Genomic DNA, 23,828 nt, shown 5'->3' with positions numbered 1-23,828 from the left:
GGTGGATGTCGAGGAACGAGGTTGTCGGACCGCTCTCCGCACGCGACGACCACTCGGGACACTGTCTCGGCCGTCCGACCGGTGTTGGCCGTCGAGACCAGCCAACTATTTGTTTTCGTACCGAAAACGATACGAACGAGACCGCCATGATCGACAGCCTCGTCGTCTTCGTCGTCAGCCTCCTGATCGGCGCGCTCGGTATCCACGTCGGCGCGTGGCTCATCGCCGACATCAGTGACTACACATACGCCGTGTTCACGGCACTGCTCGGTGCGATCGTCTGGGGTGTCGTCGGCTTCTTCTTCGGCTGGGTCCCGCTTCTCGGGCCGGCGATCGTCCTGCTTGCCTATCTCGCGGTCGTCAAACGCCGGTACCCGGGCGGCTGGATCGACGCCGCGGGGATCACGCTGGTCGCGTGGATCGCCGTCCTCGTCGTGTTGTACGTCCTGGCAACCGCGGAGCTGACGACGTACGACGCCATCGGGGTCCCCGGAACGTGATCGTGCTCGGTGTGCCCGAACGGGGAAACTACACGTAGAACCTCGAGACACGTAGAACCTCGAGACACGTAGAACCTCGAGACACGTAGAACCTCGAGACACGTAGAACCTCGAGGTTCTACGGATCAGGCTCGTTTCTGAATCTCCTCGCGAAGTAACTCGCTCACGAGGTCGCCGTCGGCCTTTCCACGGAGTGCACCCATACACTCGCCCATGAGGCCGGAGAACGCCTGCATCCCCTCTTCTTCGACCTGCTGTTCGTTGCGTTCGACGACCTCGACGACGGCCTCCCGGACTTCGTCCTCGTCTGCGCCGCCGAGTCCTGCTTCCTCTGCTGCTTCCGCCGGGGTTCGGTCTGGCTCCTCGGCCAGCGCGGTTAGCAGGTCCGGCACGCCTTCGTTCGGCAACTCGCCGTCCTCGACTAGCTCGAGCACGCCGCGGAGATGCTCGTCTCCGAGGGTCTCGACTGACACGTCGTCCCGACGGAGTTCGGTCAGAGTCGACTCGAGGGTCGACGCCGCGAGCGTGGGATCGACGCCGTCGGCGACGATGTCCTCGAACAGCGGCATGTGTTTGCCGTACGCGACCTGTTCGGCCAGTCCTTCGCCGAGGTCGTACTCCGCCTGGTAGCGCTCGACTTTCTCGGTCAGCAGCTCGGGTTCGGGTACGTCGCTCGGGTCGGGCTCGATTGGCGGAACGTCCGTCTCGGGGTACATCCGCGCCGCACCGGGCAGTGGACGCAGGTAGCGGGTCGTCCCGTCGTCGTTCGCACCGCGGGTCTCCTCGGGAACGCCCTCGAGGGCAGTCTCGGCGCGCTCGACGACGGCCTCGATCGCCGTCTCGGCCGTCTCGGTGTCGTCGGCGACGATGGCGACGGCGTCCTCGGGATCGGCCCCGACCGCCTCGCGCAGGGCGTCGACTTCCTCCTCCGTGACGCCGTAGGCCGGCAGTTCGTCGGTGTGGAAAATCCCGCCGGCACCGTGGCGCTTGGCGTGATCGGAGAACTCCGTCCCAAGGCGGCGGTCGGGTGCGATCTCGTGGCCGACGAGACCGTCGAACCCGTACAGGGGGACAGCCATCACGGAGCCGCCCGAACTCAGCGCGCCCTCGATGACGCCGCTCTCCGTCCCTTCGAACACGTCGGTCACGTCCTGGGAGTCGCCGACGCTTGCCTCGCGTTCGCGAAGTTCGTCCGCGATCTCGACGAGTTCGACCTGACGCGCGACTTCGGTGCGGACGATGTCGTCGATGTCGTCGAGACTCTGGACCCCCTTGATCTCGACGCGGGCTCCCTCCTCGATCGAGACGTTGACGTCCTGGCGGATCGTCCCGAGGCCGCGTTTGACTTTCCCCGTCGAGCGAAGCAGCATGCCGATCCGTTCGGCGGCCTCAAGCGCCTGTTCGGGCGTCGAGATGTCGGGTTTCGTTCCGATCTCGACCAGCGGGATACCGAGCCGGTCGAGACTGTAGCGGACGCCCTCGGCGGTCTCTTCGACCCGCTGGGCGCTTTCCTCCTCGAGCATGAGGTCTTCGACGCCGACGGCACCCTCGCTCGTCTCGATCTCGCCGTCGGTTGCGATCAGCGTCGAGCGCTGGAACCCCGACGTGTTGGAGCCGTCGACGACGAGTTTTCGCATGACGTGTGCCTGGTCGACCGGCTCCATGTCCAGCAGCTGGGCGATTTCGAGGACGGTCTCTACGGCTTCCGCGTCGAGTTCGTGGGGTGGTTCGTCGTCTTCCTCGACGAGACAGGTCGTGTCGTACGCGAGATACTCGAACTCGCGGTCGACTTTGCTCTCCTCGAGGGCGGCCTCGTCGATCTCGCCGAGTTCGCTCCGGGTGGGGTGGAGATAACGGGTGAAGGTCCGCTCGGCCTCCTCGGGTTCGCGAAGCTCGGTCGGACACTGGCAGAACAGTTTCGTCGCCGTGTCGAGTTGCTGGTGAATCTCGAGTCCGGCGACGAGTCCGAGCTCGTCGTAGTCGTACTCGCTCGCAGTCATTGGGGTCCACTCGGTGGCGGAGGGGTAAAAAACCGTCCAGTTCGTCGTTGGCGGTTCGCAGTTCGAAACTCGCAGTTGGCGGTTCGTCGCTCGTGGCCCCACGGCTCCGGGCTGGCAGCTCGTCGTTCGCAGGTGTCGTTCACTGCCCGCACCTTCGGCTCGCGGTCGATAGTCGTACTCTCTCACCCCCCTCTCGTCTCGCTCTCCCGCGTTTCAGTTATCCGAACCAGTCGAGGCGCGGTTCTCACGAGCAATTGCCCCCGAACCTCTCCCGGTAGCACTCTCGAGTGCCCGCGTCACTCCCTCGAGAACCGTCTCAGGGGTCGCTTCGACCGCGCGCTCGGCGTACCACTCGTAGCGGGTGCTGGTTTCCGGGCCCACGAAGTCGCGTTCCTCGAGCGGCCGCCGGTCCGTGACGACCAGCGTCTCGGGATCGACCGCTGCCAGGGTCTCGAGGACGCAGCCGCCGGAATCGAGGACGGGATCGGCAAGCACCGTCACGTCCGCATCGCGAACCCGTCGTTCGACCCGCTCGCGCTCGTCGTTCGAGATCGGCGCGTGTGGCTGGGTGTCGACGACCTCGACGGCGAACCGCGCTGCGGTCTCGGTGACGATCCCTGGCGTGACGGGGCCGACCGAGACCGACAGGTCCGCACGCGAGTTCTCGGCAGCGGTCTCGAGTCGTGCGAGGACGCCCGCGGCGGTCGTACCGGTCCCGAAGACGTGGACCTCGAGGCGGTCGTCGCCGGGTATCCGTCCGCCGTCACCTTCCAGCCGTGACGCGCCAGCCGTCCCGTCACGACCCCGGTGTGCCGAGTCACGTCCGCCGCCGGTATCGGCCTCGTTACTCGTCGGTGAGTCGACCGATCCGGGTTCGAGCGAGGCGAGTTCGTCGCCCGCGTCGGGCAGTGCAGTCACCGTCTCCGTTCCCGTCACTGGGTTCGGAACCACCGTCGCGTTCGCGTCGAACGCGTCGGCCAGCGCCTCGCTGGTGAGTACCTCCGCGGGCGAACCGACACTCCTGACACCCTCGTCGGCGACCATCACCAGCCGATCGCAGTACCGTGCGGCGAGATCGAGGTCGTGGATCGCCGCGACCGCCGTCCGGCCGTCTTCGACGAGTTCCCGAACCAACTCGAGGGTCTCGATCGCGTGGTTGATATCGAGGCTCGCGGTCGGCTCGTCGAGCAGGAGTGCGGGCGTCGCCTGGGCGATCGCCCGTGCGAGGACGACCCGCTGGCGCTGGCCGCCGCTGACCTCGTCGATGGGGCGATCCGCGAGACTCGCCGTTCGTGTCCGCTCAAGTGCGCGATCGACCGCGTCGCGATCGTCCGGCGTCGGTGGCGAGAACCGCGACCGGTGGGGATGTCGTCCCATCTCGACGACATCGCGGACGGGGAACGAAAACGACAGCGTCGTGTCCTGGGGAACGACTGCCACCAGCCGACTCGAGTCTCGCGAGGGAACCTCGTGAACGTCGACGCCGTCGACCGTCACCGAGCCGGCGTCGGGCTCGATCGCACCGCTGATCGTTCGCAACAGCGTCGTCTTCCCGGCCCCGTTCGGCCCGACGAGCCCGACGAACTCGCCCGGGTCGATCGTCACCGAGACGTCCTCGAGAACGGTCAGGTCGCCAAACGAGAGCGAGACGTTCTCGACGTCGAGCGTCGCGGGTTCGATCCCGGAACTGGCGTCTGTGATGCCCCGGGGACTATCGCCCTCGTCGTCGTCATCGTCATCGTGGCGTCCGAACGGATCGATCACAGCGCGTGCACCTCCCGTTTAGTCAGCAGGTAGAGGAAAAACGGCGCGCCAAGTGCCGCGGTCACGATCCCCACCGGGACGATCGGCGTCCCGACCTCGAGGCCGAACGGGAGCGGGAGTACGTCCAGGCGAGCGATCGTATCGGTCGCGACCAGGAAGGAAGCGCCGGCGAGTGCGCTGGTCGGCAGGAGGATGCGGTGGTCCGGGCCGACGACCAGCCGCATGATGTGGGGGACGATCAGCCCGACGAAGCCGATGACGCCGGCGACGGCGACGCCGGCGGCGGTGACGATACTCGCAAGCGCGAGCAAGAGCAGTTTGGTCCGCTCTACGTCGACCCCGAGGTGGTGGGCGTCCTCTTCCCCGAGCAGGAGGACGTTCATCTCCCGAGTGTACGCGCCGAGTATCGCGACGCCGACGAGTGTCACCGGCAGGGCAAACGTGACATCGTTCCAGCTGCTCCGATGGAGATGGCCCATCATCCAGACGACTGCTTCCCGAAGGCTCTCGCCGCTGTGGACTAGCATGTACGAGATTACCGCACCCAGAAACGCCTGGATCGCGACGCCGGCCAGCAACAGCGTCGCAACCGGCGTTCGACCGCCTTCCGTCGCGACGGCGTAAACGAAAAACGCGGTTCCGACTGCGCCGACGAACGCCGGGATGTGGACGCTCGAGAACGGGACGAGGGCGGGAAACGCGATCGCGGCGACGGCACCCGCGGCGGCCCCAGTCGAGACACCGATGATCGAGGGGTCGGCAAGCGGGTTTCGAAAGAACCCTTGCATGACGGTTCCCGCGGCGGCAAGCGCGAACCCGACGATTGCGGCGAGTGCGATCCGCGGGAGCCGCACGTCGGCAATGATCGTCTGATGAGCCGAGGGAACGTCGTAAGCGACGAAGCCCGTGAGGTTGAGCACGGCTTTCGACACCGTGAGTGGGTCGATCCGGACCGAGCCTAGCATCGCGCTTCCGATGACGGTGCCGACGAGGAGAACGGCGAGTGCCAGACACCAGGTGATAACCCGTCCGGAGACCCCGGGAGCGAGCATGTCTGAAAGCCCGATTGCAGTAGTCAAATATTTGTTGGAGTGGCGTCTCCACTCCGTCGATGCGAAAGCTACTGGTCGCGATCGTCGCTGTATCGATGGTACTCGCGTTCACGGTCGCTCCGGCCGCCGGGGCCGGTCTGGCTGCCGGGAGCGGTCCGAACGCGAGCGCAACGACTGACGCCGGCTCCAGCCCGGCGACGCTCGGCGTACAGGAAGCACCGACCTGCGAGTTCCCGTTCGAGGAAACTGACGGGACGGGCGAAACCGTCACGATCGACGAGGAACCGGATGCGGTCGTCGCGCTCCAGCCGAGCGACGCCCAGACGATGTTTGAGATCGGAGCCGAAGACAAGGTCGTCGGCATGCCCGTCGGACAGTACACCGACTACCTCGAGCCCGACGCGGAACTCGACATCAGCGAGGACGACGACTTGACGCCGATCACCGAAGAAGTCGTCGACCGCGAACCCGACGTCGTTCTGGCCGCAAACACGCTTGCCGGGGACGACGTGATCGATCAGCTCCGGGATGCGGGACTGACGGTCTTTGTCTTCCCGACCGAGGACTCGCTCGACGGCGTCGCCGAGAACGTCCGGCTGACCGGCGAGATGGTCGGCGAGTGTGACGGTGCCGACGAGACCCTCGAGTGGATGGACGAGACGCTGACGACGATCGAAGAGGCGGTCGACGACGTGGAGCGGCCGCTCGCGTACTACGAGATGGGCGATGGCTTCACCGCCGGTGAAGACACCTTCTCTCACGAGATTCTGACGACTGCAGGCCTCGAGAACCTCGGAGCCGAGGTCGGTATCGAAGGGTGGCAGATGGTCGACGAAGAACAGGTGATCGAGCAGGACCCCGACTGGATCGTCTACGGCGAGACCTGGGGCGAGCCGCCAGTGGGTGAGGGCGTGATGGCGACACAAGCCTACGAGAACGAGCAGTTCGTCGCCGTCAACGATCACTACATGAGTCAGCCGGCCCCGCTCGTCGTGGTCGCGATCGCCGGCATCGTCGAGGATGTCCATCCTGAGGCCTACGAGGAAGCAGACCTCGCTGCGGACGAGCGCATCGATCACTACGGCGATATTCCCGCAGGGGAGCTAGATGATAATGGCGCTGACGACGGCGCGGACGTCGACGGCGACGACAGTGACGAAGCCGGCAACGAAACGGGCACGACTGGACCGAACGGCGATGGCGACGACGCCGATGCCGATGCCGACACCGACGATGGAGACTCCATCCCCGGATTCGGCGTTCCGGCAGCCGTCGCCGTTCTCGCCGTGCTCGCGTTGTTCGGAGCCGTCCGCTCGAGCGATCGCGCCTGACCGCGATTCGGCAAATCGAGGTTCGAAAACCGATTTTTGCGGCAGATTCGGTTCGGCCCACCGGGACGCGTAGTTCACAAGGGTTTACTCGTCGGCCTGCACACACAAATGCATGGTCGAGAACGTCATCTGGCCCGCGTACCTCGACGCGTCGCTCTCCCGCTCGGAGGGCCGTCGCGTCTCGGACGAGTTGGCCGTCGAGGAGCCGACGGTCGACGAAATCGCGAAGGCCGTCCAGCAGATCGGGTACGACGCGACGATAGAACGAGACAAATCCTACTCCCGGGAACACTGGGCACAGCGAGGCCGAGTCGTCGTCCGCGGAGCCGACGACTCGACGAAGAACGACCTCGTCCAGGCCGTCGCGGCGTACGTCGCCGCGATGCGCGAGTGAGCATGCGTCGCGTCGGGACCGTCGTCCGGACGGCACAGGGACTTGCGGTGTTGCGGGCCGACGAAAGCGACGAAAGCCACGACACCGACGACCCCGACGACCGCTATCGGGACGAAATCGGCACCCCCGTCCTCGACGACTCGCTCGAGGAGGTCGGTCGGGTCGTCGATGTCTTCGGGCCAGTCGATCGCCCCTTCTTGGCTGTGACGCCGGACGACGACGTGCATCTGCCGTCGCTGGTTGGCGGGACGCTGTACGCCCGCTGAGCAACGTCCTGCTCCCGTTCCCGTTCCCGTTCCCGTTCCCGTTCCCCTTCCCGTTCCTGTAGAGTGTCAGATATCGAGTGTCGAGTGTCGAGTGTCGAGTGTCGAGTGTCGAGTGTCGAGTACCAGCCACGGACGCCAACGAAAACACCCATACGACCGCGGTGCAAACGGCGCGCCATGAACCATCGGACGCGAGTTCTCGGTGCCGTCGGCGTGACGGTCGCCCTCTTCCTCGGCGTCCAGATCGGCGCTCTGGCCCTCATCGAGCCGTTCTACGAGTCCGAACGCCAGGCCGTCGAGAACCCCGAGGACCCGACGAACAGTTTCATCTACTTCGGTATTATTCTCGCGGCGACTGCGCTCATGCTCGCCGCGTTCAAGTACGACGTCCAGTGGCTCATCCGCGCGCTGATCGTCGGCGTCAGCGTCATGCTCGCCTGGTTCGTCTTCACCGAGTTCCTCCCGCCAGTCGTCTCGGTCGGGTCGGTCAACGTCGTCGCCGTCCTCGCCTCGGTGGCGGTCGGTGCTGCCCTCCTGTGGTATCCCGAGTGGTACGTCATCGACCTCACGGGGGTGTTGATGGGTGCCGGTGCTGCCGCGCTGTTTGGTATTAGCTTCGGGCTCTTGCCGGCCCTGTTGTTGCTCGCCGTGCTCGCGGTGTACGACGCGATCAGCGTCTACGGCACCGAACACATGCTCGATCTGGCCGAAGGTGTGATGGACCTAAAAATTCCTGTCGTCCTCGTCGTTCCGACGACGCTCTCGTACTCCTACCTCGAGTCGCCGGCGGACGACACCGAGACCGCAGCCGACGACACGAACCCCAGCGGGGACGGAGACGGAGACGAGACCGACGCAACCGCGACGATGGCGACGGACGGCAACGCGTCGCCGGCCGCCGATACCGACGCGAGCGGTCCCGACCCGGAACTCGAGCCCGAACCGCCGGCCCCCGAAACCGACGAGCCCGACGATGCCGACCGGGACCTCGAGCGCGACGCCCTCTTTATCGGCCTGGGAGACGCCGTCATCCCGTCGATCCTCGTCGTGAGCGCTGCGTTCTTCCTCGATGCAGGAACGATCGACGTTCCCCTGATCGCGCTGAATCTCCCCGCGCTGGGGGCATTGCTCGGTACGATCGCTGGCCTGCTGGTACTCATGTACATGGTTCTGAAAGGGCGTGCCCACGCAGGGCTCCCGTTGCTCAACGGGGGCGCGATCGGCGGCTACCTGATCGGCGCGCTCGCGAGCGGTCTGTCGATCACGGCCGCACTCGGGTTCTAGTTCTCGTACGGATTGCTGTAACTACAGGAAACCGTATCAGTCGTCCTCGACATCGACATCGATATCGACGTCGACGTCGACGCTGTCGCCGTGTTCGATCCCCTCGAGTAGCGCGTCGACCCGTTCGGCTTCCGACTCGCGATCGAGGCCCGCTGCGTCCGGATAGACGCCCACGATCACGAAGTGGTCGCCGTCCCGATCGGGCGTCGCCACGTCGACGTAGACGTCGACGGTCGAAAGCCCCTGTAGCGTCGCTTCACCCTCGAAGGTGTCTACCGTCGTCGAACTGCCGAGCACCTCGCGTTCGCGGCGATCGATCGGCTCGTCGTCGACCTCGAGTTCCTCGTACTGGTCCTGGACGCGCCCGGCGATTTCGGAGCGCGACACGCCGGCGACGGGGTTGAAGTCCTCGCCGGCGACGCTCACTTGTGGGGTCGTCAGGATGCCGAAAGCGCCTGCTTCGGTGCCGTTGTCTTCGTCTTCGTCTTCGTCCTCGTCTCCGCCCTCTCCCCCATCGCTATCACCGCCGATATCGAACGGCAGGTCGAGCGTCCGGACGTACTCGCTGACGTAATTGGTCGCCTCGATCGACTCGCCCGCGACGGTTTCGGTCGCCACTGACGACTCGGTCCCACGGTAGTCGTACCCGGCGTCGGCGGCGACGGCCTCGGCGACGACCGCCGGCGAGGCCGAAAACGTCGTCACGTCCTCGAGGAAGTCGCCGAGACAGCCTGCCGTCGCAGCGAGGGTGCCGGTTGTGGCCGCCGCGACGAACTGCCGTCGATGCATAGGGGCTTCTCGACGCGTGCCAAGATAAGTCCGCCGCCGACTCTCACGTCCGGGCTTAGCGTTGTTGGTCGTCCGGCTGTGGGTCGTTGTACGTCGACGGGTCCGGCTCCGACGGCACACCGTCGCCGTCTCCCGGCTGCTCGGCGAGATACGAGAACTCGCCGTTTCCGTCCGGTGTCGCGCCTTGCGTCCACGGCTGGCCTGGGTCCGGCTGGGCGTCCCGGCGTGTCGACATGAACGCGTAATTGACCGCCTGGTTTTCCTCTTCTTGGGAGAAACTCGCCGGAACCGGAACCGGGTCCTCCAGGCTCTCGAGGGCCTCGAGCCACTGGTTCTGGTGCATCGTATCCCGGGCAATCAGGTACGACAACAAATCTTCCATCCCGGGGTCGCTGGTGTACTCCCAGAGGCGAGTTGCGAGCGTCCGTCCGATTGCCTCGGCCATCACGTTCGCGTAGAGGTCGCCGGCGAGGTTTCCGGACGCGGCGACGTACGAGCCGTCGAACGGAACGCCGTTGCTGTCGACCGGCATTGCGGAGAGCCCCGAGGAGAGGAACTGCCGTGGGTTCTGGCCGGTCATCGCCGCAGCCGCGGCGGCCGTCTCGTCGGTCTCCTCGCGCATCTCCTTGGGCGAGCCCCGCAGGTTCTTCGTGACGGCCGTCGCGAGCAACTCGATGTGGCCCAGTTCCTCGACGGCGGTCTCCATGAGCAGGTTCCGATAGGCCTCGTACTCCTCCGGGAGCGCCCACGCCTGGAACATGTACTGCATCGCGACGCGCATCTCTCCCTCCTGGCCGCCGATCGCCTGCTGGAGAAGTTTCGCGAAGTGAGGGTCCGGGTCCTCGACGGTGACCTCGTACTGCAGCTCGGGTTCGTGGAAGAACATCGTTCTAGTGACCTCGAATTCGCCTATGAAAGTTTCACTTGCACGAGAGTAGACGATTACGGGTAGTGAATAACTCCCGTGAGTGAAAGCGAGACGGTGACGAAGGTCAACGCGACCTCGAACAAACCTTTTTTTCGCCGATCGATGTCGGTGCCGCTGTCACAGGTCGATTTTCGATGAGGAGCGAACACGATACCCATATCGATACCGATACCGGCACCAGGTTCGACACCGACCCCGACCCCGACGCTCGAGGGGATACGGGAACGACGCGAACGATACCCGCTCCCTCACGGCGTCGCGTCCTCGAGTACAGCGCCACGGCGACGGTTGCGGGGGTGATCGGGACCGGAACGGCCGCTTTGGCAACCGACGGTACGGAGACGGCCGCCACCGACGAAACGGCCGGCTCCGAAGCGACGATAGAGGGCGCGATGTACGCGTACCAGTACACGCCCAACTCTCGGATCAGGATTCGCGAGCGCGGCCTCACGTGGCGTCCCGAGGACCTGCCGACGTATGGAACGTACGTCGTCAGCTACGAGCGAGCCCCGTCGCTTCGTGCGTTTCTGTTCGCGGAAACGTCGCTTCCAGACAGTGATGAGCCGCTCGATCTCCAGCGAACGTCCTCGAGCGAGTACCACCATATCCGGGGTCCGTTCACCGGGGTCGAACTGACACTCGAGGAGTGATTTCCGAACTGGTCCGACGATGACGATGACGATAGCGATAATCGGGACGACGCTGCTTCGACCGACCGGTGTAGTGGCTCGCAGCTGCTTGCCGCGATCGATCGTCGCCCGAACGGATGGCTGGCGATAACGAAAAGCGCCGGGCTGCCGCCCGGTGTGACGACTGCGGGTCGATCGGACTGGTTCGCATCTGGAGCAACGGTCGTATCGAACCGGTCGGCGGCCGGGATATCTGTGACTGTGCCGATCCGGACCTCCGGATCCTCGGCGGCGAGCGGATCGACGACCAACAATGACACGGAGACACTCTGAGCCGACCGTCAAACTCGACGTACCTCGAAGGCACTATCCGGGTCACCTCGAGCGGTCCGCTCCGGGAGCGGACGTGCTCGTCGAGGGCTCCCGAAGACCCAGTCCGGCGACCGAGGGTGGCCGGTCGAGCCGGGAACCGCTTACTCCGACGGCAGTCGGTAGGTCGGACCCTCGTCGGTGTCCTGAACCTCGATTCCCAGCGCCTCGAGTTCATCGCGTAACTCGTCGGCACGCTCGTAGTTCCCGTCGGCGCGCTCTTGCTCGCGGACGTCGAGTACGAGGTCGACCACGTCACCCGAGAGGTCGGCCGATCCCGTCGTGTCGCCGGTAAAGGAGAGCCCCAACACGTCGCCCAGCTCCTCGAGCGTCTCCACTGCCTCGCGTAGGCCACGGTAGTCGTATTCGTCGCGGTCCGCGAGATGACCGTTGATCGCCGATGCGACCTCGAGCAGCGCGGACTGTGCCTCGCGAGTGTTGAAGTCGTCGTTCATCGCGTCGACGAACGCCTCGCGGGCATTCTCGATGGCTCCGCGGAACCCGTCGTCGGCAACCTTCGTCCGGGCGTCGGCCGAGTCGACGGCTTCGACGGCCGCCTCGTAGGCACGTTCGAGTCGCTCCCACCGTTCTTCGGCCTCGGCGATCGTTTCGTCGGAGTACAGCTGTTTGCTGTTGTACGAGCCCGCGGTGAGGAAGGTGCGCAGGACGTTCGTCCCCCACCGATCGACCGCCTCGTCGACGGTGACGAAGTTGCCGAGACTCGAGGACATCTTCTCGTCGTCCATCTGGAACAGCTCACAGTGGAGCCAGTACTTCGCGAACCGGTCGTCGGTCGCGGCTTCGGACTGGGCGATCTCGTTTTCGTGGTGTGGGAAGACGAGGTCGCGACCGCCGACGTGGAGGTCGAGCGTCTCGCCGAGGTGGGTCATGCTCATCGCGGAGCACTCGATGTGCCAGCCGGGGCGACCCTCTCCCCAGGGGGAGTCCCACGTTCGGGCCGTCTCACAGGCATCCTCGGGATCGGCCGCGCCCTCGTGACGGTGTTCCGCGATCTCGCCCGGACCGACACCACCGGCCTTCCAGAGCGCGAAGTCCGCGGGGTGGCGCTTTTCCGAGCGTTCGTCGGGGTCGCCCTGGGACTCGATCTCCTCGAGGTCCTGATTCGAGAGTTTGCCGTACTCGTCGAACTGGGTCACGTCGAAGTAGACTGACCCGTTGGACTCGTAGGCGTAGCCCTTCTGGACCAGGGTTTCGACGAGGTCGATTATCTCGGGGACGTGCTCCGAGACGCGGGGATAGACCTCCGCGCGCAGGAGGTTCAGCGAGCGCATGTCCGCGAGCGTGCGTTCGACGTATCGCTGGGCGACCTCGCTTTCGTCCTCGCCGAGGTCGCCCTCGCCGACGCGGGCGACGATCTTCTCGTTGATGTCGGTGAAGTTCTCGACGTGGCGCACGTCGTAGCCGAGGAACTCGAGCCAGCGGTGCATGACGTCGACGTGGACCCACGATCGGGCGTGGCCCAGGTGGGGCGGATCGGAGACCGTCAGGCCACAGTAGTAGAGCAAGACGTTATCCGGGTCCTGTGGCTCGAACGGCTCCGTTTCCCCCGTCAACGTGTTCGTCACGCGTAGGGTCATTACCCACGTCTATCCGCGGCCGGCAGTTAAACGCTGTTATCGGCCCCATCGTCCGGGTCTGCCGCGACCACCCCCGATCGCCGCCACACCGGCGTCAGTCGTCGCCGGGTGGTACTCGAACCCGTTCGAGCGCGTCTTCGACCGCCCGGACCGCGTCGGCCCCCTCGAGCCGATCGACGACGACGAGCAGCGTGTCGCGACCGACGGCGGCCGCGTCCGGCTCGATTCCCGAAACCGAAAGCGTCCGCAGCGTCCCCGCCAGCGCGCTCGCGTCGATGTCGCCGGTCGCCACGATGGCGGTCCGGCCGCCGCCGTCTTCGATCGCAATGTCCCCGACCGAAAGCAGCGTCGCCGCTCCGTCGCTCCGACTTTCCCCCTCGCAGACGTCGACGCCGCGTTCCATTCGAACCCGCACGTCCCGCCGTTCTGTTTCGCGAGCTGGCAGTTCTTCTGCGTACCGGCGCAATGCGGTCGCGATGGCGTCGACATCGCCCTCGAGGTCGTTCTCCCGCCCGAGAAACCGGGCAGCTGCGGTGTAGTTGACCACGTCGGCCCGCAGTGCCGCCACGAGAAACGGATGGCCCTCGATCGCCTCCCGGGTTCGGGCTGCCAGTGACGGTGGCATGGTCTCGAGAGGGTTCGCTGGGAGCATAAACGCGGCGACGGAGACCAGTGCCGTCGACGATCGGGGTACTTTTGCCCCGAGCGCCCGACCAACCGTATATGAAACCCACAGACGTCGAGGAACTCATCGAGGCGGAACTCGAGGACGCCGAAGCGACCGTCACCTACGCACGCGACGAACACGACGACGACCACCTCGCAGCGACGGTCGTCTCCCCCGTGTTCGAGGGACAACCACTAGTCCAGCAACATCAGCAGGTGTACGATGCCCTGGACGACCATATGACGACGGACATCCACGCCCTCGAACTATCGACGTACACGCCCGAGGAGTACGACGAGTACGAGAGCTGATCGACGGGTACTGGAGCCCAGCGGGGCTGCTACTTTACTCCACCCCACTCCACTCTGCTCCACCCACTCTGCTCCACCCACTCTGCTCCACCCACTCTGCTCCACCACACTCCACTCCTGCCATCCAAACTACCAGAACAGGTCGGATACATGACTCGTTTCGGGACTGGAGTCTCGGCAGGATCGATGTCGGACCCGCAACTTTATCCTACTCTACTGATAGGATACCCGTATGGAATCGCTCAACCCTCGGATTCGTTTCCTCTGGATCGCACAGGGGGTGATCACGGCGGCGGTCCTCGGCGTCGTTCTCGCCGCCGTCGATCAGCTCGTCGTCACGGTGCCGACCGCCGTGCTCGCCGGCACCGTCGTGCTCGTGTTGCTCGCCGGCATTCTCTATGCCATCCGGCTCTACCAGATCTGGCAGTTCGAACTCCAGTCGGACGCGCTGTATCTCGAGCGGGGGGTGATCACGTTCGTCGAGACGGCGGTCCCGTTCGTCCGCGTCCAGCACGTGGATACGCAGTTCGGGCCGATCGAGCGTATGCTCGGACTCTCGAGCGTCGTCGTCTACACCGCGGGCTCCCGGAACGCGGACGTTCGAATCCCGGGACTGACGCCCGATCGTGCCCGCGAGCTACAGGATACGCTTCGGGACCTCGCGATCGACAGCGAAGCCGACGACGCGGTCTAACATGAATCGGCTCCACCCACTCAGCGCGGTCACGTACGCCATCCAGTACGGCTTCCTCTGGCTCTGGATTCCCGTCTTCCTCGTCGTCGTGCTCGCGGGGGTTTTCGATCCGGTCAGTGGCGCTTGGGTCCCGGTCGCCGCCCCCTTCGGATTCCTCTTTGGCATCGGCTACGGCGTCGCCTACTACTACCGCTTCGGCTACGAGGTGACCACCGATACTGTCGATGTCTCTTCGGGAGTCGTCGCCCGTCGCTCTCGTGAGATTCCGTACAGGCGCATCCAGAACGTCGACATCAGACAGAGTGTCTTCCAGCGGCTGTTCGGCCTCGCGACGGTTTCGGTCGAAACGGCGGGTGGCGGCGACACTGAAGCGTCGCTGTACTTCGTCAGCGAAGGGGAGGCGAATCGGCTGCAAAGCGAGATCCGTCGCCGAACCGCGGAAGCGAAAGGCCAACAGCGGGACCGAAAACGGGCCCGCCGGGACGAAGCCAAAAGGGAAGGCGAAAGCGAAGACGAACCCGCCAGTCGGGACCTGATCGGTCCGGAACCGCCCGAGGAATTCGACCGACCAGCCGGACCGACCGACGGAGAAGTGCCGCCTCGGAACGCGGCCGACGACACGACTCGCGTCCGGGACGCGACCGGCGATGTCGGGGCCGACGCGCGAACGGACCGAGTCGGGCCGGAACCAGCGGATCGCACGGAAGGGTTCGGCCCGGTAACGGACAGAGATCGGCGAGAGGACCCGACCGCACACCCACAGAAGGAGCGACTGTTCGACCTCGAGGCAAAGGAACTGCTCTTGTACTCGTTTACGTCCTTCCGCCCGGCAGCCGTCGCTGCCGTCCTCTTTATTTTCTTCTTCGCGACGGAGGCGGTCGTCGATCTGTTCGTGACGATCGCCCAGCCGTTCGGGGGTCCCACGGACCTCGAGACCGGCGACACGGCGAGCTACGGTATCCTGACGATCATTTCGGGCGTGATCAGTATTCTCGTCACCTACGCACTCAGCGTCGCCTACACGTTCGCGACCTACTACGACTTCCAGCTCGGTCGAGTCGGCGACGACTTCGTCTACGAGCGAGGGCTCCTCCAGCGGTACAGCGGGTCGATCCCCTCCGAGAAGGTCCAGGCAGTGACGGTGACCGACAACCCGCTCCAGCGACTGATCGAGTACGGCGGGCTGTGGGTCGAGACCGCTGGCTACGGACCCGAAAGCAACGGCGGGAGTCAGTCGGCCGTACCGCTCGCCCAGCATCCACGTGTCTACCGGTTCACCGAGAATCTCACCGGGGTCGAGACACCCAAGTTCGAGGGCCCGCCGCCGATCGCGCGACGCCGATACCTGGTTCGGTACTCGCTGCTTGCGGCCGTGTTCGTCGCGATCGCGTTTGGCGTCTCGACCGTGACCGCGTTCGAAAACTGGTACGTCGCTGCAGCCGCGTTCCTCGCGGTCCCGCCGGCGGCCCATCTCCGGTACGTCCACATCGGCTACTACGTCGGCGACGACCACATCGTGATCCGCGGCGGCTTCTGGCGTCGACGGACGACCGTCGTCCCCTACTACCGGCTCCAGACCGTCTCCGTCCGCCGGTCGATCTTCCAGCGTCGGCTCGGTATCGCCTCGCTGGTCGTCGACACCGCCAGCTCTCGGTCGTTCTTCTGGTCGTCGACGACCGTCTACGACATCGACCTCGAGGACGCCCGCGAGGCCAGAGACACCAGTCGGGACCGCCTCCAGACGGCTCTCCGGGAACGAGCCGCAGACGACGACCTCGGGCTCGAGGTCGACTTCACCTGATCAAGACACGGCTGTACGCATCCAGTCGTCAGGTCGGCGGTTCCGGTGGATTTTACCCCGCCGACCGAGAGGTTCCGCGTATGGGAGGCGAAGACGATTACCGAATCGAGGAGGACAGCCTCGGCGAGATGCAGGTTCCGAAAGACGCCTACTGGGGCGCACAGACCCAGCGTGCGATCCAGAACTTCCCCATCTCGGGGATCACGTTTAGCCGGCGTTTCGTCCGTGCACTCGGCGTCGTCAAGAAGGCCGCCGCACAGGCAAACCGGGACCTCGGGCTGATCGAGGACGACGTCGCGGAGGCGATCATCGAGGCCGCCGACGAGGTCATCGCCGGCGAACACGACGAGCAGTTCCCGGTCGATATCTTCCAGACCGGCTCCGGTACGTCGTCGAATATGAACGCCAACGAGGTCATCGCCAACCGCGCCGCCGAGATCATGGGCGCGGAGATCGGCGACCGTGTCGTCCACCCCAACGACCACGTCAACTACGGCCAGTCCTCGAACGACGTCATCCCGACCGCGATGCACGTCGCCTCACTCGAGGCCGTCGAGAAAGACGTCATCCCTGCGCTCGATACGCTCCGAGAGTCCCTCGAGGGGAAAGAAGCGGAGTTCGACGACGTCGTCAAGACCGGCCGAACGCATCTCCAGGACGCGACGCCCGTTACGCTGGGCCAGGAGTTCGGCGGCTACCGGACCCAGATCGCGAAGGGGCTCGACCGGGTCGACAAAGTCCGCGATCACCTCGCCGAGCTCGCGCTCGGTGGCACGGCCACTGGGACGGGACTGAACACCCACCCCGAGTTCCCCGGCCGCGCCGCGGAGTACATCACGAAAGAGACCGGCGTTCAGTTCCGCGAGGCCGACGACCACTTCGAGGCACAGGCCGCCCACGACGCGATGAGCGAGGCGCACGGTGCCCTGCGGGTGGTTGCGGGCTCGCTGAACAAGATCGCGAACGACCTCCGGCTGCTGGCCTCCGGCCCCCGTAACGGCCTGGGCGAACTCGAGCAGCCCGAGAACCAGCCCGGCTCCTCGATCATGCCCGGCAAGATCAACCCGGTCGTCGCCGAGGCGGTCAACCAGGTCCACAAGCAGGTCGTCGGCAACGACGCCGCCGTCTCCGCCGGCGCTGCCGAGGGACAGATCGATCTGAACCTCTACAAGCCCGTCCTCGCGCACAACTTCCTCGAGTCCGCGGAACTGATCGCCAACTCGAGTCAGGTCTTCGCCGAGCGGTTCGTCGATCCGCTCGAGGCCAACCGCGACCACTGCGAGACGCAGGTCGAACAGTCGATGGCACTCGCCACCTCGCTGAACGTCCACATCGGCTACGACAAGGCAAGCGAGGTCGCAAAGACCGCTCTCAAGGAGGACAAGACCGTTCGCGAAGTCGTCCTCGAGAAAGGCTACCTCGACGAGGAAGAAGCCGACGAGGTGCTCGATCCCGAGAAGATGACCGAGCGCGGAATTCTGGGACAGGACGACTGAGACAGCGTATCCGGGCATCCAGCACGGCCCCGACCCGATGGCTGGGCCGGAGCTGACCCGCAGTCACCTCCGGACGCGTTGTCGAATTCGCTTTTCCGACTGCTCGAGAATCCGAGAGGATCGCACGGCAACTCGGTCGTCGCTATCCGAAACGACCTCCGAGAGTCGCCTACGTGACAGGAATCGGTGTACTCGCAGTTCGGTACTCTCTTTCCCCCACAGTTCTTTTTTCCGGCACTGTTTGGTGGAAATCGGGGTATAGCACCTCAATCAGCCCCGAATTTGGCGTAATAAAAGAACCCAAGCAGTTTTGGGGACGGCTCGCGTCAGACGAAATATGCACACCTGTCGTAACTGCAACCAGTCTTTCAGGACCGAACTCGCACTCGAACTCCACCTGGATACGTGTAAACAGGGACAACTGTTCTGCCAGGAGTGTGGGGATCGGTTCCAGGAAGGCGACGCGACACAGGACGGCTGGCACTACGAATGTCCGAACGACGACTGCGACGGCGACGGTCTACAGGACGACCTGTATCGGGTCGAAGACGTACGGACCGCGACGCACTGACCGCACTCGGTCACTCAATCGGCTTTCTTTCGGCGGTTTCAACCGACTCTCCAGTCTCCCTTTCGTCTCGTCTCCGCTTCGTTTCGGTCCGATAACGATCGATTACCAGATCGGCTCGCGTGGTCGCCAGCCCTCGAACGCGTTCTACACGTCCGGGAAACCGCCCGACAGACGCTCGTGCCGAACTCCACGTGACTGGGAACTGTACCCCATCATTATTGTGTGAGGTCCCGGGCGCTCGAGTATGGCCTACTGGCACCAGCTTCTCGAGGTGGACTTGACAGCCGGCGACCACAGCACGGCGGAACTCTCCGAGGAGTTCGTCCGTACACATCTGGGTGGGGCAGGGTTTACGACGCGACTCCTGTACGACAGGGTCGGCCCCGACGTCGACCCGCTCGACCCGGAAAACGTCCTCGCGGTCGCTCCCGGTGTCCTCGTCGGCCCCTCGGTTCCGACGGGATCGAAGACGACGTTCGGATTCAAGTCACCACTGACCGGCGGCTACGGCAAGTCGCTGGTGGGCGCGAAGATGGGCGATCAGCTCAAACGCGCAGGCTACGACGCCTTGACGATCACGGGTGCCTGTGACGAACCGTCCGTCCTCGTCATCGAGGACGACGACGTCCGTCTCGAGCCGGCAGACGACCTCTGGGGGCTCGATACCCGGGAGACTCACGACCGACTCGAGGAACGGTACGGCTCCGCGTTCCGGTCAGCGATCATCGGCCCCGCCGGGGAACACGAGTCTCGTATCTCGATGATCGAGTGTGAGGATCGCCAGGCCGGCCGTGGCGGTCCTGGCGCGGTCATGGGGTCGAAGAATCTCAAGGCCATCGCGGTCAAAGGCTCCATGGATGTCCCGGTCGCCCGTCCCGACGAACTCGAGGAACTCAACCAGAAGTGGCGACTCGAGACGACCGGCCGTGGCGAGATCGAAATTTCCGGCACCGGCGACGCGTCGGTCGATGTCCAGTACGGCACGGGCGAGGCTCTGGACGCGAAAAACACCGCGCTGGGAATCTTCCCGACCCGGAACTGGCAGTCCGGTTACTTCGAGCGGGCGTACGAACGGCTCGAGGACCCCTCGGAGGACCGCATCTCTCTCGATCCTCGATCCTGGACCGAGGAGTACGTCGATACCAAACGCCCCTGTCCGTACTGTACCAAGCCCTGCAGCCAGTTTTTCGAGGCCGAAGACACCGAGTACGGCGATATCGCGGTCGACGGCCCGGAGTACGAGACCCAGTACGCACTCGGCGGCAACGTCGCAGTCGACGACATCGAGGCCGTTTCGAAGGCCAACGAGATTTGTGACCGACTCGGACTCGATACGATCGATGCCGGGAACGCGATCGCGTGGGCGATGGAGGCCGAGGAACGCGGCTTGCTCGAGGACATCGAGACCGAGGTCGATCTCGAGTTCGGCGACGCCCACGCCGTCCTCGAGACGCTCCGGAAGATGGCCCGTGCGGAGGGCGACCTCGGCGAACTGCTAAAAGACGGCCACGTCCGGGCGGCCCGACGTGCCGGCGGCGGCGAGGAGTTCGCCGTCCACGTCAAGAACCAGGCTCCCGCCGGGTTCGAACCTCGCGGGATCAAGGGGATGGCGCTTGCGTTCGGCGTCTCGCCCCGCGGAGCCGACCACCTCACGTCTTGCCTGTACGCCCTCGAGATGAACGGCGACTTCTGGGAGTTCGAGAACTACGACCGGACCCGGATGGACGGCAAGGCCCTCGCGCTCAAGTCCATGGAGGACCTGATGGCGGTCTACGACATCACCGGGGTCTGTAAGTTCACCCGCGGGCTCACCCTCGAGGAAGGCGTCCGCGAGTTGGTCAACGCGATCACCGGCTTCGACCTCTCGCGGTCCGAACTCCTGACAACGGGCGAACGGATGTACAACCTCTCGAAAGCGTTCAACGTCCGTGAAGGGTTCGACAGGGACGACGACAGGCTTCCGGCTCGGTTCACGGAGGAGGTACCGAACGGGCCAAACGAGGGCGAATCGATCGACGAGGAGTTGTACGAACGGGAGCTGGATCGGTACTACACGGCTCGTGGCTGGGATACCGACGGCGTGCCGCTGACCGAGACGCTCGGCGAGCTCGACCTCCTCGATGTCGCCGACGATGTCGGCGTCACGAACGAAATAGCAGTCGGCCAGTAGCCCTGCGCCGTCTTCTCGGTCTCGACGCCCGGATTTGGTTTCTATCCGCTCACCTGACGACACGAAAAGCGTCGGGCGTTGAATTTCGCCTGTCGCCTCGATTCCCGTTCGATCAGTGGGTAGCTCCCTCGAGCTTCGATATAGCGACATATGATGTAAATAGTTCGTTTGCGTCGTCAGCGTTCTCGCTATTCTCAGCGAGCCCTCGAGAGGTCCGACCCTGGGTCTCCTGTTGCGTTCACGAGCCTGAGGAATAGTTCGTGGCGATTTCAGCGATAACGGGGAGCCTCAATAACGTCCGAGAAAAAGACGCTTAGACGACGCGTGTGGCCTTTCTGTGTTCTACCGAGCTGGCTTATCGCTACCGAACGGTATCGTGTTTCGAGTCACGAACGGTACAATGTCTCGAGTCACCGTCGAACAGCCGAACTCGCTCCCGACGATCTCGACGAGCGGTAGCGCGGAACGCTGATCGATACGGGGCCACTTGCTGTAGCGAAGTCGGACGGCGTTCAGTGGATGGCCTCTTTGCTGACTCGAGCCGGTGGGTGTGTCACCTGCTGTCGCCCACATCTCCACCAAGTGCCGGTTTGTGGCCTCGACTCTCCGACCAGCTTAGGCTGTCGGTTACGAAACGGCCCTCTCGACGCGCTCGGCGGCCGTGTGCATCCCTCTCGACTTGATGGGAACGCTTCCGCTTCAGAGGGGCCGACATTTGGGCCAGACGACCGTCCGAGAACAATTCTGGTGGCTCGTGTTTGAAACAGGAGGTGCTCTTCGACCGAGGTCGGGGCTACTGTCCGAGTGAACCGAAACGCACTCCATCGATGCCGATCTCGGGCTCGGTGGTACTGTCTCGATCTCATCGGGCGACGCCGTGCCAACTGGCATCGTCTCGAGTTCCATTGGCAGGCTATAGTAGCCACTGCACGTCAGTGCGCATCTAATCGCCGACGGATCGGCGATCAGTCTGCAAATCGTTGCAGTTGTTACTATTCCGTCTCTCACTTCGCTTCGGCCCGTCTACGTGGCTGGGCGAGCCGGGTGCCTCGGCCGGAGTGTGCGGAAGCGACAATTTACCCTTCGCCGTGAATGTGTCTCCATCGGAGAGCCAGTACCAGTCGGAGACCGAACGTCTCGGCCGAGCCCTCCTCGCGACCGTCCCGCGCTCCGATGCTCTTTCAGGTCTTTCACATCCACCTGCCTCAGCCCCGCTCGTTCGAAACCGCACGAACGCCGACACTCTCCTCGTACTCGTGTGCAGTCGCCGATCGTATCACAACCTGGAGTGGTTTGGCTTTCGCTATCCGCAGTCTCGAGGTCGTCGAACCGACTCGGGTCCAAATAGTAATACCAAATGGTGACACCACATTCCGATCATCTATATCTCTAAATGTAGTCTCTTTATTCTTTCAATACTGAATTGCAGGTCCATATTTGCCCCAAATAACGTCCTGGTAGCTGGTATAAACTCACTTAGCCCGAATAACGGGAAGGTTGAAGGTCACGGCGTTTGATCGGTCAACCATGAGCGATTCGACGGACACATCTAGAAAAACTGTTAAAACCTACGTCCCTGCCTACCAGAAAGCGGAGTGGCAGGCCCACGCTGACGAACTCGGGATGAGCCAAAGCGAGTTCGTGCGGACCATGGTTCAGGCGGGTCGACGAGGGTTCGAACCCGACCGAGAGGAACCCGATTCTACCGGCTCTGACCCTGGGGGTCACGGCCTCGAAAGACAGGTTCTCGAATTACTATCGTCTGACACGTATTCCTGGGAGGAGTTGCTCGATGCAGTCAGCGCCGACATCGAGTCCCGACTCGACGAGACACTCGAGGGCCTCCAGGCGAAAAACGAGATTCGATACAGTGGCCGCCACGGCGGCTACACCACCGTCGGTGATCGCGATGGCGACTGATCCCCACGCTCGTGACCCCGACCCGGCAGACGTCGACGATCCCATCGCCTACTTCCTCGAGGACCAGCGGTATCACGGCAAGAGCGAACGGACCCTCGAGGCCTACGATCGGGTGCTTCACCGGTTCGACGCGTTCGTCCGGGAGCGATTCGACGACGCCGACGGCGTCCGTGACGCCGACAGACGGGAGTGTATGGCCTGGGTGCACTCGCTTCGCGGGGAGTTCGAGCCGAGTACCATCGCAACCTATGCCTCCTATCTCAACCGGTTTTACGACTACATGAACCGCGTCGGCGTCCTCGAGGAGAACCCGATGGGGCTGGTCATGGAGGAGATGTCCGAATCGATCGATACGGACCCGACGCGGCGAGACGTTTCCGTCCCCGAAATGCAGTCGTTCGTCGCTTCGATCACGCACCCGCTCGAACGCGCCGTCGTCGCCACACTGCTGAAGACCGGGATGCGAGTCGGCGAGCTCTGTAACCTCGATCTACGAGATCTCCGCCTCGAGGGCGTCGATACGGCACTCGACCTCGAGTGGAGCTCGCGTGTTCAACTGGATCGCCGGCCGGCATCGCTGTTCGTCTCGGCGGAACCCGCCCGCGGCGTGAGCATCAACGGCGAGACGCGGACGGCCTCGAACAAGCGAAAACGCGATACGGTCGTTCCCGTCGACGACGAACTCCGTCGTGTGTTTCTCGAGTGGCTCGCGATCCGACCCGACCCCGTCTCCGAGGCCAGACCGCTGTTTCTCGACACCGGCGATTCGTGGGGCCAGCGACTCGAGCCCTCGGATGTCCGCTATATCGTCAAAAAACACGCTCGAGAACACGGCTGGTACCGAACGGGCGGCGGGACGGCCGAGAACGTGACGCCACACTACTTCCGGCACTTCTTCACCACCCATCTGCGGGACCGAACGGGCGACCGCGGTATCGTTCAGTATCTTCGGGGAGACGTCGCCAGCGATGTGATCGATACCTATACGCACAACTGGGGTGACCGGGTCCGAGAGACCTACCTCGAATCGATTTACGCCGTGACCGAGTAAAATCCGTTAGCGGCCGGATCGTGGCCGTTCGTGGATTGGTTGGCGCTATCTATACTCGTTCTGTACTCAATACTTCTGGTGGAAATCGACTGGGTAAACTCCATGTCGCTATATCGAATTCCGGGGCAGCTAATCACAACTTCGGGATCTCAAATTCTACAAACCACCATACAGCTGACACCCGTTACGATCGTCCTCAGAGAAGCTGTTTGAAAAAGAAACTATTCTTCGTTTTCCGAGGCA

General features: G+C 64.2%; 21 protein-coding genes and 1 pseudogene. 15 read left to right on the top strand and 7 right to left on the bottom strand.

Annotated features, from left to right (window positions below; translation table 11 throughout):
• Positions 1 to 146: 146 nt before the first annotated feature.
• Positions 147 to 500, top strand: a complete 354-nt coding sequence (locus tag C446_RS11210) for a hypothetical protein (RefSeq protein WP_049920176.1) — start codon at positions 147 to 149, stop codon at positions 498 to 500.
• 125 nt (positions 501 to 625) lie between these two features.
• On the opposite strand, the gene gatE is transcribed toward C446_RS11210, so the two are convergent.
• The 3 genes and pseudogenes from gatE to btuC form a co-directional block, all read right to left on the bottom strand.
• Positions 626 to 2,500: a Glu-tRNA(Gln) amidotransferase subunit GatE gene (gatE, locus tag C446_RS11205; RefSeq protein WP_049920174.1), complete on the bottom strand. Its 1,875-nt coding sequence runs from the start codon at positions 2,498 to 2,500 to the stop codon at positions 626 to 628.
• 213 nt (positions 2,501 to 2,713) lie between these two features.
• Positions 2,714 to 4,108, bottom strand: a pseudogene (locus C446_RS11200) (ABC transporter ATP-binding protein); the annotation flags it as partial.
• A 152-nt stretch (positions 4,109 to 4,260) separates the two neighbouring features.
• Entirely contained in the window at positions 4,261 to 5,316 is a 1,056-nt protein-coding gene (btuC, locus tag C446_RS11195; protein ID WP_006673210.1) for a vitamin B12 ABC transporter permease BtuC, read from the bottom strand.
• Positions 5,317 to 5,375: 59 nt separating this feature from the next.
• Here btuC and C446_RS11190 point away from each other — a divergent pair, with 59 nt between their 5' ends.
• The 4 genes from C446_RS11190 (at position 5,376) to C446_RS11175 (ending at position 8,591) form a co-directional block, all read left to right on the top strand.
• Positions 5,376 to 6,647, top strand: a complete 1,272-nt coding sequence (locus C446_RS11190) for a PGF-CTERM-anchored ABC transporter substrate-binding protein (RefSeq protein ID WP_006673209.1) — start codon at positions 5,376 to 5,378, stop codon at positions 6,645 to 6,647.
• A 112-nt stretch (positions 6,648 to 6,759) separates the two neighbouring features.
• Positions 6,760 to 7,041: a signal recognition particle subunit SRP19 gene (gene srp19 / locus C446_RS11185; protein WP_006673208.1), complete on the top strand. Its 282-nt coding sequence runs from the start codon at positions 6,760 to 6,762 to the stop codon at positions 7,039 to 7,041.
• Between the two features lie 2 nt (positions 7,042 to 7,043).
• Positions 7,044 to 7,307, top strand: a complete 264-nt coding sequence (locus C446_RS11180; protein ID WP_006673207.1) for an H/ACA ribonucleoprotein complex subunit GAR1 — start codon at positions 7,044 to 7,046, stop codon at positions 7,305 to 7,307.
• Positions 7,308 to 7,484: 177 nt separating this feature from the next.
• Positions 7,485 to 8,591: a presenilin family intramembrane aspartyl protease PSH gene (locus C446_RS11175; protein WP_006673206.1), complete on the top strand. Its 1,107-nt coding sequence runs from the start codon at positions 7,485 to 7,487 to the stop codon at positions 8,589 to 8,591.
• Between the two features lie 36 nt (positions 8,592 to 8,627).
• Here C446_RS11175 and C446_RS11170 read toward each other — a convergent pair whose 3' ends face one another.
• On the bottom strand, positions 8,628 to 9,380 hold the full coding sequence (locus C446_RS11170; protein ID WP_006673205.1) for a DUF6517 family protein: 753 nt from the start codon (positions 9,378 to 9,380) through the stop codon (positions 8,628 to 8,630).
• Between the two features lie 55 nt (positions 9,381 to 9,435).
• Positions 9,436 to 10,266: a manganese catalase family protein gene (locus C446_RS11165; RefSeq protein ID WP_006673204.1), complete on the bottom strand. Its 831-nt coding sequence runs from the start codon at positions 10,264 to 10,266 to the stop codon at positions 9,436 to 9,438.
• Between the two features lie 176 nt (positions 10,267 to 10,442).
• Here C446_RS11165 and C446_RS11160 point away from each other — a divergent pair, with 176 nt between their 5' ends.
• The gene (locus C446_RS11160; protein ID WP_006673203.1) at positions 10,443 to 10,958 is read left to right on the top strand and encodes a hypothetical protein; all 516 of its coding nucleotides are present in this window, start codon (positions 10,443 to 10,445) and stop codon (positions 10,956 to 10,958) included.
• Between the two features lie 116 nt (positions 10,959 to 11,074).
• Positions 11,075 to 11,254, top strand: coding sequence for a hypothetical protein (locus C446_RS11155; RefSeq protein WP_006673202.1), 180 nt, complete (start codon positions 11,075 to 11,077; stop codon positions 11,252 to 11,254).
• Positions 11,255 to 11,410: 156 nt separating this feature from the next.
• Here C446_RS11155 and cysS read toward each other — a convergent pair whose 3' ends face one another.
• On the bottom strand, positions 11,411 to 12,904 hold the full coding sequence (cysS, locus tag C446_RS11150) for a cysteine--tRNA ligase (protein ID WP_006673201.1): 1,494 nt from the start codon (positions 12,902 to 12,904) through the stop codon (positions 11,411 to 11,413).
• A 94-nt stretch (positions 12,905 to 12,998) separates the two neighbouring features.
• Positions 12,999 to 13,529: a DUF7523 family protein gene (locus tag C446_RS11145; protein ID WP_006673200.1), complete on the bottom strand. Its 531-nt coding sequence runs from the start codon at positions 13,527 to 13,529 to the stop codon at positions 12,999 to 13,001.
• 98 nt (positions 13,530 to 13,627) lie between these two features.
• Here C446_RS11145 and C446_RS11140 point away from each other — a divergent pair, with 98 nt between their 5' ends.
• The 8 genes from C446_RS11140 to C446_RS11105 all read left to right on the top strand — a co-directional run bounded on the left by C446_RS11140 (position 13,628) and on the right by C446_RS11105 (position 23,585).
• On the top strand, positions 13,628 to 13,882 hold the full coding sequence (locus C446_RS11140) for a BolA family protein (protein ID WP_006673199.1): 255 nt from the start codon (positions 13,628 to 13,630) through the stop codon (positions 13,880 to 13,882).
• 232 nt (positions 13,883 to 14,114) lie between these two features.
• A complete protein-coding gene (locus C446_RS11135) occupies positions 14,115 to 14,576 on the top strand; it encodes a PH domain-containing protein (RefSeq protein WP_006673198.1) in 462 nt (153 codons plus the stop codon).
• Position 14,577: 1 nt separating this feature from the next.
• Positions 14,578 to 16,377, top strand: coding sequence for a PH domain-containing protein (locus C446_RS11130; RefSeq protein WP_006673197.1), 1,800 nt, complete (start codon positions 14,578 to 14,580; stop codon positions 16,375 to 16,377).
• 80 nt (positions 16,378 to 16,457) lie between these two features.
• The gene (locus C446_RS11125) at positions 16,458 to 17,873 is read left to right on the top strand and encodes a class II fumarate hydratase (RefSeq protein WP_006673196.1); all 1,416 of its coding nucleotides are present in this window, start codon (positions 16,458 to 16,460) and stop codon (positions 17,871 to 17,873) included.
• A 337-nt stretch (positions 17,874 to 18,210) separates the two neighbouring features.
• Positions 18,211 to 18,444: an HVO_2901 family zinc finger protein gene (locus C446_RS11120; protein ID WP_006673195.1), complete on the top strand. Its 234-nt coding sequence runs from the start codon at positions 18,211 to 18,213 to the stop codon at positions 18,442 to 18,444.
• A 244-nt stretch (positions 18,445 to 18,688) separates the two neighbouring features.
• A complete protein-coding gene (locus C446_RS11115; RefSeq protein ID WP_006673194.1) occupies positions 18,689 to 20,614 on the top strand; it encodes an aldehyde ferredoxin oxidoreductase family protein in 1,926 nt (641 codons plus the stop codon).
• A 1,527-nt stretch (positions 20,615 to 22,141) separates the two neighbouring features.
• On the top strand, positions 22,142 to 22,534 hold the full coding sequence (locus C446_RS11110) for a DUF5805 domain-containing protein (RefSeq protein WP_006673193.1): 393 nt from the start codon (positions 22,142 to 22,144) through the stop codon (positions 22,532 to 22,534).
• Positions 22,524 to 23,585: a tyrosine-type recombinase/integrase gene (locus C446_RS11105; protein ID WP_006673192.1), complete on the top strand. Its 1,062-nt coding sequence runs from the start codon at positions 22,524 to 22,526 to the stop codon at positions 23,583 to 23,585. The genes C446_RS11110 and C446_RS11105 overlap by 11 nt, the downstream gene beginning before the upstream one ends.
• Positions 23,586 to 23,828 lie beyond the last annotated feature (243 nt).

It is taken from the genome of Halobiforma nitratireducens JCM 10879, from assembly GCF_000337895.1.
In the GTDB taxonomy this organism is placed as follows: domain Archaea; phylum Halobacteriota; class Halobacteria; order Halobacteriales; family Natrialbaceae; genus Natronobacterium; species Natronobacterium nitratireducens.
This window is presented reverse-complemented; position numbering and strand designations above follow the sequence as displayed.